We start from the raw sequence: 14,262 nt of genomic DNA on the forward strand, positions 1-14,262 counted from the left end.
GCCTCACGTTGGGGGGAGTCGCTTCCACGCGGGACACCACGTGAGGCGGCGGGGCCGGCCCCTCCTCGGGTCCGGGCCCGCCGCCGCTCGGGGGGCGTACGCCGGGTCACATGATGCGGTACGCCAGGTAGTACGCGGACAGCTGCTCGTGGTAGCCCGGGTCATCGGCCTGCCGGTGGCGGTCGAACTCCGGGGAGTCCTTGACCTGTTCCTTGGTGAGGTCGACGTAGACCTTCCGCTCCTCGACGTCGATGTGCTTCACCGTGCCCGCGGGCAGCAGGACGTCCTTGCCGAAGATCCAGACTCCGGTGTCGACGAGCAGATAGGCCGAACCCACCTCGTCGGAGTGCTTGTCGACCTTTCCGATACTGCCGTCGGTCGCCTCGACCGCATAGCCGGTCAGATCGGCGCCCGCGGTGTGACCGCTCGACGGCTGATATCCCCACAGGGTGTCGCTCATGATGGCTCCTTTCGCGAAGGTCGCCCAGCTCATTCTTGTGGCGGATCGGTAATGCGTTACGGATATATTCGCTGAATGATATTTCCGCTGAACTCCGTTGGACTCCGCTGAACTCCGTGTGCCCGGGGAGAGGTGGCGTACACCTGGGGGTGCGGTCGTTCTCCCGGGGCTGTTCGGGGGCGTTTCCGCCGGTCAGCGGCGGACGCTGGTCATGGTGTGACTACCAGCGGTACCAGCGGCCCCGTCGGCCGCCGCTCGCGGCGGGACGGACGAAGAAACCTATGAGCCACAGCACCAGCACGATCACGGCTATCCACCAGAGAGCCTTGACCGCGAACCCGATACCGAAGAGAACCAGGGCGAGCAGAAGAACGAGAAGCAGGGGGACCATGAATATCAACCTCCGGCAATTCAGGTTCCCGCTGACGCTCTGCTTACACGCGGCGGACGTCGATGATCTCTCCCCGGCCGGAAAGGGGGTCGGGCCGGGAATCGGGTCGGCAATCACGCGCAGTCGGTGCCCGCCGCGCGTTTTCCTGTGCGGGGCCACTCGTTCGTGGGACGCTGGGAGGAACGGCGGACAGCCGTGAAACCCCCGATCTAGCCTCTTCGGCAAGGCCACGGAAGAAGGGACCCGCGATGACCGCAGCGTTCGTCGAGAACGGCCAGGCTTCGTATGGGCGCGCGTGGGACTACCTGCTGCAGACATGGCGTGAACTGGACGTGCCCGAGGGGTGGCGCGCCGAGATCGACGAGGGGCAGATCGTCTTGGTACCACCGCCGCACGCGCATCACAACGGCATCGCCGAGTCGGTGCAGAGCCGCCTCTACCGCGGCCTCCCCGAAGGGCTGGGGATCTACCAGACCCTCGGCGTCCACGTCGCCCCGCTCGGCAAGCTGTACGTCCCCGATCTGGTCGTCATGCCGACCGAGCTGATCGCGGCGGCCGATCCGGAGATCAGCGATCCGATGGACGCCTCGGAGGCGCTGCTCGTCGTCGAGATCACCTCGCGGGGAAACGCGCGTGAGGACCGCACCAAGAAGTACCGCGCGTACGCCCGCGCGGGGGTCCCGATGTACCTGCTGATCGACCGGTTCGACACCCGGGGGCCGATGGCCACGCTGTTCACGGAACCGAACGAGGACGGCACGTACAAGCACACGGACGCGGTGCCGTTCGGCAAGCCGCTGGCCGTGCCGTCCCCGTTCGACGTGCGGCTGATGACGGGGGAGTTCCCGGGGCCCGTCGGCTGAGGGCTGTCGGGGCGGCCCTCAGCATCGGAGAGCGTCCGCCTACGGGCGGGTGACCACCTTGATGTTGAAGGTGTGGGACCCCACCCCGCCCGCGATCCCCATGAAGAGGAACGCGAAGTGTTCCTGACCGCGTGCCGTGGTGATGCCGCCGATGTCGAGCTGGGAGGACTCCGGCCACCCGAGGTCCGTGAGCAGCCGGCCGGCGGTGCGCTTGGCCTCGGCGTCGTCGCCGGAGAGGAAGACCGTGCCCGGTTCGGTGAGTTCGCCCGGGGCGGTCATGGTGGTGGAGTCCATCGTGCAGAGCGTCTTGACGACGGGCGTCAGCGGGAACGCCTCCTGGATCAGTTCGCCCAGGCTGCTGTTGGGGTGGGTGAGCGCGCTGAAGTCGTCGGAGAGGCCGACCCCGACGTCGATCAGCGGTGTGCCGGCCAGCGCCGGGGCTCCGATGGAGCGCAGCAGCTCCACGGAGACTCCGCCAGGAGTGGCGTTGACCAGCACCTGAGCGTGCGCGGCCGTCTCGTCGAGGCCGGCGACGGGCAGTCCGATGCCGGTGCGTTCTCCGGGCCGACGTGATCCGAGGAGGACGTCGTGTCCTGCGGCGCGCCAGCCGTGGGCCAGGGCGCGGGCGACGTTTCCGGTGCCGAGAATTCCTATACGCATGAGGTCGACGCTAAGGGCTGTCCCGCAATTCCCGGCGGGCGCGCGACGACAGCTACGGCACCTCGCCGCGTTGTCGGAACGTCCACATACATCCAGTATGCGGACGTCCCTCCGCCTTGCGATGCACCGCATCTGACGCCGCGCGCTTATCCACCGGGAATTACGGGACAGCCCTTAGTCAGCGGGGCCCCTGGGGCGTATCGGGCTGGAGACCGGGGCGGGCCGGCACCTGAGACGTAGTCCGGAGGACGCCCCGGCCCGCCACCCCCCCCAGGACGGGGGCGAGGACCGGGGGCGTGCCGGGCGGGCCGGGGCGGGGTCAGACTCCGGCCGGGGCCTTGGCCGGGGAGGCTCCGGGGTCCGTGCCGTCGGAGCCGGGGCCCGCGGAGCCGGGGCTCGCGGAGCCGGGGCTCGCCGGGGTGGCCGGAGTGGTGGTGGGCTGGGTGTTGCCCGTGGCGGCGACCGTGGACAGGGCCGGTTCCTGGGAGACGTTGAACTCGGCCAGCAGGTCCTTGCCGAAGCCGAAGAAGTACGTGGCGACGAACCCGGCCACGTAGCCGACGAGCAGGCCGCCCGCGTAGATCGCGACCGTCGAGCCCAGGCCGTGGTTGCCGTCGAGGAGGGGGAACAGGGCCCAGCCGGACGGGCCGATGGCCGTCGAGCCGACCGTGTCGCCGAGCTGGTTGAACAGGCCGACGAAGCCCGCGCCGAACGCGCCGCCGACGCACGCCGTGACGAACGGGCGGCCCAGGGGGAGCGAGACGCCGTAGATCAGGGGCTCGCCCACGCCCAGCAGGCCCGCCGGGAGCGCGGACTTGATGGTGCGGCGGATCGACTCGTTGCGGGGGAGGCGGAAGTAGACGGCCACGGCCGCGCCCACCTGGCCCGCACCGGCCATCGCGAGGATCGGCAGCAGGACCGTGTAGCCCTGCTGCTCGATGAGCGTGGTGTGGATCGGGATCAGCGCCTGGTGCAGACCCAGCATCACCAGGGGCAGGAACAGGCCGCCGAGCACGAAGCCCGCGCCCGCGCCGCCGTTGGACAGCAGCCAGTCGGCGAACGTGCCGATCGCGGAGGAGACCTCACCGGCCACGTACATCAGCCCGAAGATCGTCACCAGGCCGGAGATCAGCACCGTCAGGGTCGGGGTGACCAGGACGTCCAGTGCCTCCGGCACCCACCGGCGGCACCACTTCTCCACGTACACCGCGAGGACCGCCGCGCCCAGCGCGCCGAGCACACCGCCCTGGCCGGGGGAGAGCGTCTGGCCGAAGGCGTCGATGTTCGCGACGCCCGGGAAGACGATGATCGCCGCCACCGCGCCGCCCAGGATCGGCGTACCGCCGAACTCCTTCGCCGTGTTGTAGCCCACGAACACCGCGATCAGCGCCATGAAGCCGGACGCCATCGCCGCCAGCGCGGGCGTCACGGCGGGCAGCCACTGGAGGTTCACCAACAGGCCGTTGAGGCCCGCGATGATCCCGCAGCCGATGAGCGCCGGGATCAGCGGCACGAAGATGTTGGCGATCCTGCGCAGGAACAGCTTGAACGGGGTGGCGTTCTTCGCCTTCCGCTGGGCCTTGATCGCCGCGCCCTGGGCTGCCAGCTCCTCGGCGGAGACGGGGGCCGCACCGGGCGCGGGGGCCGGTTCGGGCGCGGCCTCGCGGGCCTCTTCGACCAGCTGCTCGAACTCCGGGGTGACCCGGGCGACGGTGCCCGGGCCCAGCACGATCTGGTACGTGTCGTCCTCGACGACGCCCATCACGGCGGGCAGGGCCTTCAGCGCCTCGTCGTCGACGAGGGACCGGTCGTGCAGACCGAGGCGGAGCCGGGTCATGCAGTGGGCGATGGTGGCGACGTTCGCCGCGCCGCCGACGAGCGGCAGGATCGCGGCGGCGGTGGCGCGGTTCTTGTCTTCTGTGGCCATGGTGCTCGGTGCCTTGCTGTGCGGGGGGTGGGGCGGATGACCCGGGTGGGTCAGGTGGTGCGTACGGCCGCGAGGGCGGCGCGGAGGTGGCCGTCCGCCTCGGTGAGGCGGGTGGCGGCGGTGGGGCCGTCGACCTGGCCGAGGATGACCAGGATCGCGTTCTTGACCTCGCCGTCGGTGGCGGCGAGCGCGGCCTCGATCTCGGCGTCGGACGCGCCGGTGGCCAGGGAGACGATGTGCCGGGAGCGGGCCCGCAGCTTCTCGTTGGAGGCGCGGACGTCGACCATGAGATTCCCGTACGTCTTGCCGAGCCGGATCATGGCGATCGTCGAGATCATGTTGAGGACGAGCTTCTGGGCCGTGCCCGCCTTCAGCCGGGTCGAGCCGGTGAGCAGCTCGGGGCCGACGACGACCTCCAGGCCGTGTTCGGCGGCGGCGCCGAGCGCGGAGCCGGCGTTGCAGGAGAGCCCGATGGTCAGGGCGCCCCGCTCGCGGGCGTGCTCGACGGCGCCGATCGCGTACGGCGTGCGGCCGGAGGCGGAGATGCCGACCACCGTGTCGTCGGTGCCCAGCTTCAGCGCGTCCAGGTCGGCGGCGGCCAGCTCCTTGCTGTCCTCCGCGCCCTCGACGGCCGTGACCATGGCGGAGGGGCCGCCCGCGATCAGGCCGATGACCTCGGACGGGTCGGTGTTGAAGGTGGGCGGGCACTCGCTGGCGTCCAGCACCCCGAGGCGGCCCGCGGTGCCCGCGCCCGCGTAGATCAGCCGGCCGCCGCGGGCCATGCGCTCGGCGGTGGCGTCGATGGCCGCCGCGATCTGCGGCAGCCGCTCGGCGACGGCGGCCGGGACGGTGGCGTCCTCGCCGTTCATGATCCGGGCGATCTCCTGCGTGTCCAGCCGGTCGATCTCGGCCAGCTCGGGGCGGAACGCCTCGGTGGTGAGGGTGGCCAGCTCGGCGCGGAGCTCGCCGTACGTGCCGGGGGTGCCGGTGGCGTCGGAGTGCGTGTCGGTGGAGGAGGTCATGGGTGCGGCTCTGCTTTCTCGGTCTCGTACGCCTACGGGTGGTGCGTGGCCGGCGGGGCGGTCAGCGGTCAGCGGGTGCGGGGGGTGTGGCGGTGCGCGAGCGCCTCGTAGGAAGCGGCCAGGGCGGGCGCCGCGGTCTCGTACGTCCGCTGCGCGACGCCTATGAACAGGCAGTCCACGACCAGCAGCTGGCTGGTGCGGCTCGACATGGCGGCGGGGCGCAGCTCGCTCTCGCGCGCGGTGGACGTGGTCAGCACGTGGTCCGCGTACTGCGAGACGGGCCCGTCGGGCCGCCCGGTGATCGCGATCGTGGTCGCCCCCCGGTCGAAGGCGACCCGCAACGGCTCGATGACGTCGCCGGTGGAGCCGGAGTGCGTGATCGCGATGGCCACGTCGCCGCTGCGCAGCTGCACGGCGTTGGTCACCGCGAGGTGCGGGTCCATGTGGGCGTGGGCGATGAGGCCGATCCGGAGCAGCTTCTGCGCCAGGTCCTGGCCGACGAGGGAGGAGGCCCCGACGCCGTAGACATCGATGCGGCGGGCGGTCGACGCGGCGGCGACGGCGGCCCCCAGCGTGACGGTGTCGAGCCCGGCGGCGGTGTCGGCGAGGGTCTGCTGCTCGTCGTGGGCGAGCTTGGCGACCACGTCGGCGATCGGGTCGTCCACCGCGATGTCGGCGGTGACGGCGGGGGCCCGGCCGGACTCCTGGTGCGCGGCGAGGCCGGCCAGGGCGAGGCGCAGATCCCGGTAGCCGGGGTAGCCGAGGAGCCGCGCGGTGCGGACGACGGTGGCCTCACTGGTGCCGGTGCGCTCGGCGAGACCGGTGACGGTGAGGGCGGCGCAGCCGGCCGGGTCGCCCGCCACGGCTTCGGCGACCAGCTGCATCGAGCGGGTCATGGAGGGGGCGAGGGTCCGGACCTTGGCGGCGAGGGCCGCCGGGGCCGGCGGGGACTCGCTGCTGAAACTTTCCTTCACGTCTTGGGTCACATCTGAAAGATATTTTCAACCCGGGGGCCCGTCAACCCCTCTTTGGTCCCTACCTCTGGCAGGACCTCCGGGGGGTGGCCCCCTCGTGCGGGCGCACAATGGGGGCATGGAGTCGAACCCCCTGGAGCAGGCCCTGCACACCGCCCGCGCGCTCGTCATGGCCGACCTGGCGGCGGGCGACGTCGCCGAGGCGGACATCGTCTCGCTGGTCGAGGACGCGGTGACCCACCGCCGGTGGTGGGTGGAGCAGTGGCCCGAGGGCGCGGAGTTCCTGGCCGGGCTGGTCGCCCAGGACGTGCAGGACGCGCTGCTGGACCGGTACGGGCGGTGGCCGGTGTGCCCCGTGTGCGCCGAGGAGCCGCACGCGCTGGACGTGGAGCCGGAGCTCGGGCCCGACCCGCACTGGGTCTGCGCCAAGGCGGCCGTCGCGGTGGCGCCGGTGGGGGCGCTGGGCGGGGTGCTGCGGCGGTGACGGTCTACATCGATCCGCCCACCTGGCCCGGACACGGCCGCCTGTGGTCGCACCTGGTCAGCGATGTGTCATTCGAGGAACTGCATGCCTTCGCCGCCGCGATCGGGTGTCCGCCGCGCGCCTTCGAGCGCGATCACTACGACGTGCCCCAGACGCACTACGCGGACGCGGTGCGGGCCGGGGCGCGGGAGATCGGCTCGAAGGAGCTGGTCCGGCGCCTCACGGACGCGGGGCTGAGAAGGCCGAAGGGGAGACCGGCGCCGGGCGGCCGCCCTTGAGGCTCTGCGCGCTCTTCGTGCCCTTCGAACTCTTCGCGATCAGCCGCGACCGGCCGCCCTCACCGCCGCCGCGCTGGAGGTGCAGCGCCACCCCCACCGCCGCCAGGGCCAGGACCGTCATCGCCGCGCCCGCCCAGGCCGTGGACGCGAAGCCGAAGTCCAGGTCGATCACCGTGCCGCCGAGCCACGGGCCGCTCGTGTTGCCCAGGTTGAACGCCGCCGTCGTGGTGGCCCCGGCCAGCGTCGGGGCGGCCCCGGCCACGTTGAACATGCGGGCGTTCAGCGCGGGCGCCGTGAAGAAGGCGGACAGGCCCAGCAGGAACGCCAGCGCGATGACCGCGACCTGACTGGAGGCGAACAGGGCCAGCGCCACCAGGAACACTGTGGACGCCGTGATACCGCTCAGCAGCACCCCGAAGAGGTGCGCGTCCGCGACCCGGCCGCCGATCATCGTGCCGATCAGCGCGCCCGCCCCGAACAGTCCGAGGATCCACGGCACCCAGCCCGAGTCGAGGCCCGCCACGTCCGTGAGCAGCGGCGCCAGGTAGCTGAAAGCACAGAACACCCCGCCCGCCGCGAGCGCGGTGATCACGATGGCCAGCCAGACCTGCCGGTCCCGGTAGATCGCCAGCTCCCGCTTCAGCTCCGGCTTCTTCTCGGGCAGCGGGATGTGCGGGATGCGCGTGGCGACGCCGACCAGGGCCACCGCCGAGGCCGCGCCGACCGCCCAGAACGCCGAACGCCAGCCGAGGTGCTCGCCGAGGAAGGCCCCCAGCGGCACGCCCAGCACGTTGGCGACGGACAGGCCGCCGATCATCACGGCCATCGCCCGCGCCCGCGCGTTCACCGGGACCATCGCGATGGCCACGGCCGCGCCGACCGCCCAGAAGCCCGCACAGGCGAGCGCGCTCACCACCCGGGAGACGAAGAGGATCTCGTACGTCGGGGCCAGCGCGCCGGCGATCTGGCCGAGGCCGAACACCGAGATCAGCGCGATCAGCGTGGTGCGGCGGGGGAGCCGGAGCGTGGCGACGGCCAGCAGCGGGGCGCCGACCACCATGCCGATCGCGAACGCGGATATGAGGAGCCCGGCCTGCGGGATCGACACGTTCATGTCGTCCGCGATCGGCGGGAGCAGGCCCGACAGCATGAACTCGCTGGTGCCGAGTGCGAAGACCGAGAGGCCGAGGATGTATACGGCCAGCGGCATGGGAGCGCGGCGGGAGGGAGAGTCGGGCATGACTCGTCCCAACACCGGAGAGCGCCTCCGCATTCCCGGCGTCGGGAGGAGGGCGTGTCCGCGCACGCCCCCGTCACGTCGGCGGCTTTCCGCCGGCCCCGTCAGCGGCTTCGTCAGTGGCTCCGTCGACGGCTCCCTCGGCCGCTCCCTCGGCCCCTCCGTCAACGGCTACGTCACGCGGGAAGCGCGTGCAGCTTCTTGCCGTGGAGGGCGAAGACGCGCTTGCCGTCGGTGGCCACCAGCCAGGCGTGGTAGTCGCCGGACTTGTCGTTGAACGTCCAGCGCAGGCCGCCGGTCTTCGCGTCGAAGGCGTGGATGCCGCCCTGCTTGTCGAGGTCGGTGGCTCCGAAGAGCGTGCCGCCCACCTTGACGAACTGCCGGGGCACCTGCCCGCCCGCGTCCTTGAGGGCCGTGGACTGCCAGATCTTCTTGCCGGTCCCCGGCTCAACGGCCCACAGCGTCCGGCCGCTGTCCGCGAGGTAGAGCACGTCCTCCAGGAGGGTCGGCTCCCGGAAGGTGGTGAACTCCTCGGCCCGCACGGACCACTTCTCGGACCCGTCGGACAGCGCGAAGGCCTGGAGCAGTCGGCCCTGCGGGACGATGACCAGATCCTGGTGGACGACGAAGGGCCCGTAGCTCGTCTTCGTCGTCTTCTGCGTCCACACCTGCTTGCCGGTGGCGGTGTCACGGACCGTGAGGTTCTTCTTGAAGTCGGTGTAGACGAGATAGCGGCCCCGCACGGCGGCGTGGATGCCGTTCTGCTCGGTGCCGAGGTCGCGCTGTTCCTTCCAGGCGACCTTGCCCGTGCCGCTGTTCAGCGCGGCGATCACATTGGTGTGGGACGAGCCGTCGGCCTCCAGGATCTCGGCGATGACGTACACCTGCTCCGCGTCCACCGCGACCGGCCGGGGCTGCCGGTACTCCTTGCCGAGGCGGCTGCGCCACGCCTCCTTGCCGGACCCCGGTACGTAGCCGGCGACGCTGCCGTCGTACTTGCCGCTCTCCAGGTACAGGGTGCCGTCGCCGAGCAGCAGCGGCGCACCGGGCACCGCCGCGTCCGGCAGCGACCACCGCTCCTCGCCGGTCGCTCCGTCGAAGGCGGCCAGCGGATCACCGCTCGCGATCACCACGCCGTCCACGGCCACGAGTTCGTCGTTGTCCCCGTAGGTCTGCGCCGACGTCGACTTCGTCCACAGCGGCTCGGGGGCCTTGCCGTCGGCGGGCGCCTTCCCGTTCTCGGGGGACGCGGTGCCCGGCGGCGGCGTGCTGCCTTCGCCGCCCGTCGCGAGCTCGTCCTCGCAGCCGGTCAGTCCGGCTCCGAGCGCTGCCACCGTGATCCCGCCTCCGGCCAGGCGCAGTATGCGCCGCCGGGAAGACCTGCCGACCGTCGTGCCGAGTCCCTTGGACATGTCGCTGTACCCCCGTGGAGTTCTCTGAGCAGAAGGATGCGTGGACAGACGCGCGGACAGGTGCGCGGTCGGATCCGTGGAAGGCTGAGCCGTCCGCGCTGACCGCGGGTGTGTGCATCTGCGATGCGAGACGTTATCGGTCGCCGGGCTTCACCGGTCGTGCTCGGGCGCGACCGGGACGACACCGTGAACGAACCGGAACATTCACCGGGCGATCATCACCGGGCAATCGTCACCGGGCAATCGTCATCGGGCGATCGCTACCGGGTGATCGTCATCGGGCGATCGTTGCCCTGTGATCGTCACCGTGCGGTGGGGCCGGACGAGGCCAGCAGCTCCAGCTCCGTCGCCAGGTTGTGCCGGGCCCGCGCCTCCCACACGGCCGCGCCGTGCGGGGTACGGAACAGTCTCGGCAGGTCGAGAAGTTGCCGCAGCACCGCCGCCCGGCCCTCCCGGAACGCCCCGTCCGGGACGAATCCGTACTCCTCCCGGACCCGGGCCGCGTACGCCCCGTACTCCTGCGGGTTACCCGCCAGGACCGCGAGGTCGGCGTCGCACAGCGCCTCGCCGTTGCGGTCGCCTTCGGCCGGGTCGTGCGTGAGGGTCAGGCGGACCAGCCGGGCGACCTCCGCCACCACCGCCTCCGGCACCCCTGCCTCGGGCAGCGCCCGCTCGGCGAGGGCGGCGCTGCGCTCCTCGTTCTCCGTCCGGTCGGGCCGGTACACCGCGTCGTGGAACCAGGCGGCGAGGCGTACGGCGTGCACATCGGCGGCGTGCCCGGCCAGGGTGTCGATGCCGTCCAGGACGGCGGCCAGGTGGGCGGTCGTGTGGTAACGGCGCTGCGGCTCGGCCCAGCGGGCGAGGAGATTCTCGGCGTACGGCAGCGGATCGGGGCCGTCCGCCCCGGCGCGCGCGGCGAGCAGCGTGTCGTGCCACCGGTCGCGGAGGCCGGCATCGCGCTCCGCGTCGTCGCGGGGGCCGGCATCGAGGAGACCCGCGTCGTCGCGGGGGCCGTGGTCGTCAGGGGCGGCGCCGTGGAGGTCGGCGTCGAGGGAGGGGGAGCCGTGCGGGCGGGGGCTGTCCGTCATGGGACGACTCTAGGACCGGCGGCTCCAGGGCGGACGGCTCCGGGACCGGCGGCTCCGGGACCGGCGGCTCCAGGGCGGACGGCTTAGGGACCGGCGGCTCCAGGGCGGGCGGCTCGACGTGGGGCCCGTCCGGCCCCCGGACCGCCCCTTGTCGCCCCGCTGGACTGTCATTACCGTGCGCCCGTGATGATGGATCTGAACGCGGACCTCGGCGAGGGCTTCGGCAACTGGACCCTGACCGACGACGACGCGCTCCTCGCGTGTGTCACCAGCGCCAACGTGGCCTGCGGCTTCCACGCGGGCGACGCCTCCGTCATGCGGCGGGTCTGCGACGCGGCGGCGGCCGGCGGGGTACGGATCGGGGCGCAGGTCTCCTACCGGGACCTGGCCGGGTTCGGGCGCCGTTCGATGGACGTGCCCCCCGCCGAGCTGACCGCCGAGATCGCCTACCAGATAGGCGCGCTGCGGGTCTTCGCGGAGGCCGCCGGGTCCGCCGTCTCGTACGTCAAGCCGCACGGCGCGCTCTACAACCGGGCGGTCTGGGACGACGAGCAGGCCGCCGCCGTCGTCGCGGGCGTCCGGCTCGCGGGCGGCAGCCCGGCCGTGCTCGGGCTGCCCGGATCGCGCCTGCTCGCCCATGCCGCCGATGCCGGGCTGCGCGCCGTGGAGGAGGCCTTCGCCGACCGCGCGTACACCCCGCGGGGCACTCTCGTCCCGCGCGGTGAGCCGGGCGCGGTGGTGCACGACCCGGACGACGTCGTACGCCGGAGCGTCGGCATGGCCGTCGAGCGGGCGGTGACCGGGGCGGACGGCAGCCGGATCCCCGTCTCGGCGCGCTCGCTCTGCGTCCACGGGGACACCCCGGGCGCTGCGGCCCTCGCCCGTCGGGTGCGGGCCGCGCTGGAGGAAGCGGGCGTCGAGGTACGGGCGTTCGCGTGAGCGCCCGCGAGGTCGGCCCCGGCCCCGGCCCCGGCCCCGTGCGCGTGCTTCCGGGGGAGGCGCGCGTCCTTCCCGCCGGGCCGCACGCGCTGCTCGTCGAGCTGGCCGACGGCGAGCACGCCGAGGCCTTCCACGCCGAGCTGCTCCGCCGCCGCGAGCGCGGTGAGCTGCCCGCCGTACGAGAGATCGTCCCGGCCGCCCGCACGGTGCTGCTCGACGGGATCGCGGAGAGCGGGCCCGGGGCCCGGGCCCGGTTCGCCCGCGACCTCGCCTCGTGGCGGGTGGGGCCGCCGCGGCGCGAAGACCACAATGTGGTGGAGATCCCCGTCGTCTACGACGGGCCCGACCTCGACGAGGTCGCCGCGCTCTGGGGCGTCGAGGCCGGGGAGGTGGCCGCCCTGCACTCCCGTACCGCGTTCCGGGTGGCGTTCTGCGGGTTCGCCCCCGGGTTCGGCTATCTCACGGGGCTGCCCGAACGGTTGCATGTGCCCCGGCGCACCACCCCTCGCACCCGGGTTCCGGCCGGGGCGGTGGCCCTTGCCGGGCCCTACACCGGGGTGTACCCGCGCGCCTCGCCCGGCGGCTGGCAGCTGATCGGGCGGGTGCCGGACCCGGGGGCCCTGTGGGACCCGGGCCGGGAACCGGCGGCGCTGCTCGCGCCGGGGACGTCGGTCGGCTTCGTGGCGGTGGGGGCGGGCACATGACCTCCGCCGTGTCCCGCCTGTACGTCGTCCGGGCCGGGGCGCTGACCACGGTGCAGGACGCGGGCCGTCCCGGCTGGGCGCACCTCGGGGTCGGGCGCGCCGGGGCGCTGGACGGGCCCGCCGCCCGGCTCGCCAACCGGCTGGTGGGCAATCCGCCGGACGCCGCCGTCCTGGAGACCACGCTCACCGGGTGCGCGGTCAGCCCGGACCGGCCGGCCGTGGCCGTCGTCGGCGGGGCGGGCTGCCGGGTGACGGTCGACGGGCGGCCGGTGGCGTGGGGCGCGCCGGTGCGGGTGCCCGCGGGCGCGGTGCTGGACGCCGGCCCCGCCGAGTGCGGGCTGCGCGGCTATCTGGCGTTCGCGGGCGGGCTGGTGCCGGAACCGGTGCTGGGCAGCCGCTCGGCGGACCTCCTCTCGGGGCTCGGCCCCGCCCCGCTGAGCGAGGGCGACGTGCTCCCGCTGGGCGACCCGGCGGGGTGTGGTCCGCCACCGCCCGCCGGTCCCGTTCCCTGGCCGGGGGTCCCCGCCGAGCTGGTCCTCCCGGTCCATCCCGGGCCCCGCCACGACTGGTTCACCGAGGCCGCGATCCGGACGCTGCTCACCGCCGCCTACCGGGTCTCGCCGCACAGCAACCGCATCGGCCTGCGCACGGAGGGCCCGGCGCTGGAGCGGTCCCGCACGGGGGAACTGCCCAGCGAGGGCATGGTCCTGGGCGCGGTCCAGGTGCCGCCGGACGGCCGCCCGGTCGTCTTCCTCAACGATCATCCGACGACCGGCGGCTATCCGGTCGTCGGCGTCGTCCCCGAGCGGGCCCTCGCCGCGGCGGCGCAGGCGGTGCCGGGGACCCGGCTGCGTTTCGTCCGCGCGTGACAGCCGCGTCCCCGACCTCACAGGGCATTAGCCCTCAGGGGCGAGAAGAACCCGGGCCATTCCCCGTCGGCCACGCGGCGCATACGGAATGATCCTGCTCGATCCGGCCGGTCCGAGAATGTATGCGACCGGGCTCACCTGTGAAAACGCCCGCATCCGGGGCTCGGTTTCGGCCCTGCCCTGCAAGGAGAATTCCGCGAAAAGGCGACCGGGATATGGCCGAATCCCCCGTTACTGCGGAGTGAAGAGTTCTGGTAAACGCGCGTTGATTTCGAACCGTCGCCTTACACGGAGTTCGTCTGTGGTTGTCAGCACACATTCCGCTCTCCGTGCCCCATTGCCTCGTCGCCGCTGCGGTGGAACCATCTATGGCGTCAACTTCGCCTGTCGGTCCAGGGTTTCATGATGTCCCGTCGAATATCGGCCCGTGGGCGTGAAATCATCGAGAAGTGGAGTAGGTCTTGAAGATACTGCAGTCCCGAATATTCCGCACCGCAGCCGTGGCTGTTGGTTCCACAGCCCTCACGATGATGATGGCGACTTCCGCTTCGGCGTCGAATCAGGGATACGCCTACGGTAAGAACGGTCTCGGGTACGGCTATTTCGAGAGTTACGGAGACTATTTCTACATCAACGACACCAAGGCGGACGGCCACTCCGCCGTCCTCGTCTGGCAAGCCAGTGGTGGGCGTGTCGGTGATGAGTGGGACAAGGACGGGGCGAACAACGGCTGGACCAAGGTGAACCGCAATCTCCCTGAAGAGGACAGCCTCCAGTACAAGGTCTGCTGGGGTGAGTGGAGCACGCAGTACATCAACCACAGCAGCTGTGGCGCTTGGGAAGCGGGCTCGGTCTCCGGATAGCCGCGGCGCAACAGTGCTCCCGTGCTGATCGCCGGCGGTCCGCCCCGCTCCCGGCCCATCGCCGAATCCGCGGCGCGCTGAGCGCCGCTCC

Annotated in this window: 16 protein-coding genes; 7 read left to right on the top strand and 9 right to left on the bottom strand. The window is 72.4% G+C overall.

Translation table 11 applies throughout. From position 1 onward, the window contains the following. Positions 1-106: 106 nt before the first annotated feature. Together PSQ21_RS19595 and PSQ21_RS19600 are read right to left on the bottom strand one after the other, a co-directional pair. The gene (locus PSQ21_RS19595) at positions 107-460 is read right to left on the bottom strand and encodes a PRC-barrel domain-containing protein (RefSeq protein WP_274031924.1); all 354 of its coding nucleotides are present in this window, start codon (positions 458-460) and stop codon (positions 107-109) included. A gap of 220 nt (positions 461-680) precedes the next feature. Further along, positions 681-851 carry a DUF5670 family protein gene (locus PSQ21_RS19600; protein WP_097966984.1) on the bottom strand — a complete coding sequence of 57 codons (171 nt, stop codon included), beginning with the start codon at positions 849-851 and terminating at the stop codon, positions 681-683. A 248-nt stretch (positions 852-1,099) separates the two neighbouring features. Here PSQ21_RS19600 and PSQ21_RS19605 point away from each other — a divergent pair, with 248 nt between their 5' ends. Next, entirely contained in the window at positions 1,100-1,714 is a 615-nt protein-coding gene (locus tag PSQ21_RS19605; RefSeq protein WP_274031925.1) for a Uma2 family endonuclease, read from the top strand. 39 nt (positions 1,715-1,753) lie between these two features. Here PSQ21_RS19605 and PSQ21_RS19610 read toward each other — a convergent pair whose 3' ends face one another. From PSQ21_RS19610 to PSQ21_RS19625, 4 genes are all read right to left on the bottom strand, one after another. Further along, the gene (locus PSQ21_RS19610) at positions 1,754-2,374 is read right to left on the bottom strand and encodes an NADPH-dependent F420 reductase (protein WP_274031926.1); all 621 of its coding nucleotides are present in this window, start codon (positions 2,372-2,374) and stop codon (positions 1,754-1,756) included. 319 nt (positions 2,375-2,693) lie between these two features. Next, positions 2,694-4,301: a PTS transporter subunit EIIC gene (locus tag PSQ21_RS19615; protein WP_274031927.1), complete on the bottom strand. Its 1,608-nt coding sequence runs from the start codon at positions 4,299-4,301 to the stop codon at positions 2,694-2,696. 50 nt (positions 4,302-4,351) lie between these two features. Further along, on the bottom strand, positions 4,352-5,323 hold the full coding sequence (gene murQ / locus PSQ21_RS19620) for an N-acetylmuramic acid 6-phosphate etherase (protein WP_274031928.1): 972 nt from the start codon (positions 5,321-5,323) through the stop codon (positions 4,352-4,354). A gap of 68 nt (positions 5,324-5,391) precedes the next feature. Continuing rightward, positions 5,392-6,309, bottom strand: a complete 918-nt coding sequence (locus PSQ21_RS19625; RefSeq protein ID WP_274031929.1) for a MurR/RpiR family transcriptional regulator — start codon at positions 6,307-6,309, stop codon at positions 5,392-5,394. Positions 6,310-6,415: 106 nt separating this feature from the next. Between PSQ21_RS19625 and PSQ21_RS19630 the strand changes: the two genes are divergently transcribed. Then, entirely contained in the window at positions 6,416-6,781 is a 366-nt protein-coding gene (locus PSQ21_RS19630; protein ID WP_274031930.1) for a hypothetical protein, read from the top strand. Continuing rightward, positions 6,778-7,059 carry a DUF4031 domain-containing protein gene (locus PSQ21_RS19635; protein ID WP_274031931.1) on the top strand — a complete coding sequence of 94 codons (282 nt, stop codon included), beginning with the start codon at positions 6,778-6,780 and terminating at the stop codon, positions 7,057-7,059. The genes PSQ21_RS19630 and PSQ21_RS19635 overlap by 4 nt, the downstream gene beginning before the upstream one ends. Here PSQ21_RS19635 and PSQ21_RS19640 read toward each other — a convergent pair. From PSQ21_RS19640 to PSQ21_RS19650, 3 genes are all read right to left on the bottom strand, one after another. Beyond that, positions 7,001-8,269, bottom strand: a complete 1,269-nt coding sequence (locus PSQ21_RS19640; protein ID WP_274035842.1) for a Cmx/CmrA family chloramphenicol efflux MFS transporter — start codon at positions 8,267-8,269, stop codon at positions 7,001-7,003. The genes PSQ21_RS19635 and PSQ21_RS19640 overlap by 59 nt on opposite strands. 203 nt (positions 8,270-8,472) lie before the next feature. Then, positions 8,473-9,708 carry an outer membrane protein assembly factor BamB family protein gene (locus tag PSQ21_RS19645; RefSeq protein WP_274031932.1) on the bottom strand — a complete coding sequence of 412 codons (1,236 nt, stop codon included), beginning with the start codon at positions 9,706-9,708 and terminating at the stop codon, positions 8,473-8,475. Between the two features lie 302 nt (positions 9,709-10,010). Then, positions 10,011-10,796: an HD domain-containing protein gene (locus PSQ21_RS19650; protein ID WP_274031933.1), complete on the bottom strand. Its 786-nt coding sequence runs from the start codon at positions 10,794-10,796 to the stop codon at positions 10,011-10,013. Between the two features lie 189 nt (positions 10,797-10,985). Here PSQ21_RS19650 and PSQ21_RS19655 point away from each other — a divergent pair, with 189 nt between their 5' ends. From PSQ21_RS19655 to PSQ21_RS19670, 4 genes are all read left to right on the top strand, one after another. Further along, positions 10,986-11,735 carry a LamB/YcsF family protein gene (locus tag PSQ21_RS19655; RefSeq protein ID WP_274035845.1) on the top strand — a complete coding sequence of 250 codons (750 nt, stop codon included), beginning with the start codon at positions 10,986-10,988 and terminating at the stop codon, positions 11,733-11,735. After that, the gene (locus PSQ21_RS19660) at positions 11,732-12,439 is read left to right on the top strand and encodes a 5-oxoprolinase subunit B family protein (protein WP_274031934.1); all 708 of its coding nucleotides are present in this window, start codon (positions 11,732-11,734) and stop codon (positions 12,437-12,439) included. Before PSQ21_RS19655 ends, PSQ21_RS19660 begins: the two co-directional genes overlap by 4 nt. Further along, positions 12,436-13,308, top strand: coding sequence for a biotin-dependent carboxyltransferase family protein (locus PSQ21_RS19665; protein WP_274031935.1), 873 nt, complete (start codon positions 12,436-12,438; stop codon positions 13,306-13,308). Before PSQ21_RS19660 ends, PSQ21_RS19665 begins: the two co-directional genes overlap by 4 nt. Positions 13,309-13,769: 461 nt before the next feature. Then, positions 13,770-14,171, top strand: coding sequence for a hypothetical protein (locus PSQ21_RS19670; RefSeq protein ID WP_274031936.1), 402 nt, complete (start codon positions 13,770-13,772; stop codon positions 14,169-14,171). Positions 14,172-14,262 lie beyond the last annotated feature (91 nt).

Source organism: Streptomyces sp. MMBL 11-1 (genome assembly GCF_028622875.1).
Taxonomy (GTDB): domain Bacteria; phylum Actinomycetota; class Actinomycetes; order Streptomycetales; family Streptomycetaceae; genus Streptomyces.

What these genes read in the sequence shown, in the direction of transcription:
- PSQ21_RS19645 (WP_274031932.1), bottom strand. Translation starts at nt 9,708, where the DNA reads ATGTCCAAGGGACTCGGCACGACGGTCGGCAGGTCTTCCCGGCGGCGC.
- murQ (WP_274031928.1), bottom strand. Translation starts at nt 5,323, where the DNA reads ATGACCTCCTCCACCGACACGCACTCCGACGCCACCGGCACCCCCGGC.
- PSQ21_RS19640 (WP_274035842.1), bottom strand. Translation starts at nt 8,269, where the DNA reads ATGCCGCTGGCCGTATACATCCTCGGCCTCTCGGTCTTCGCACTCGGC.
- PSQ21_RS19610 (WP_274031926.1), bottom strand. Translation starts at nt 2,374, where the DNA reads ATGCGTATAGGAATTCTCGGCACCGGAAACGTCGCCCGCGCCCTGGCC.
- PSQ21_RS19615 (WP_274031927.1), bottom strand. Translation starts at nt 4,301, where the DNA reads ATGGCCACAGAAGACAAGAACCGCGCCACCGCCGCCGCGATCCTGCCG.
- PSQ21_RS19650 (WP_274031933.1), bottom strand. Translation starts at nt 10,796, where the DNA reads ATGACGGACAGCCCCCGCCCGCACGGCTCCCCCTCCCTCGACGCCGAC.
- PSQ21_RS19605 (WP_274031925.1), top strand. Translation starts at nt 1,100, where the DNA reads ATGACCGCAGCGTTCGTCGAGAACGGCCAGGCTTCGTATGGGCGCGCG.
- PSQ21_RS19600 (WP_097966984.1), bottom strand. Translation starts at nt 851, where the DNA reads ATGGTCCCCCTGCTTCTCGTTCTTCTGCTCGCCCTGGTTCTCTTCGGT.
- PSQ21_RS19630 (WP_274031930.1), top strand. Translation starts at nt 6,416, where the DNA reads ATGGAGTCGAACCCCCTGGAGCAGGCCCTGCACACCGCCCGCGCGCTC.
- PSQ21_RS19665 (WP_274031935.1), top strand. Translation starts at nt 12,436, where the DNA reads ATGACCTCCGCCGTGTCCCGCCTGTACGTCGTCCGGGCCGGGGCGCTG.
- PSQ21_RS19655 (WP_274035845.1), top strand. Translation starts at nt 10,986, where the DNA reads ATGGATCTGAACGCGGACCTCGGCGAGGGCTTCGGCAACTGGACCCTG.
- PSQ21_RS19595 (WP_274031924.1), bottom strand. Translation starts at nt 460, where the DNA reads ATGAGCGACACCCTGTGGGGATATCAGCCGTCGAGCGGTCACACCGCG.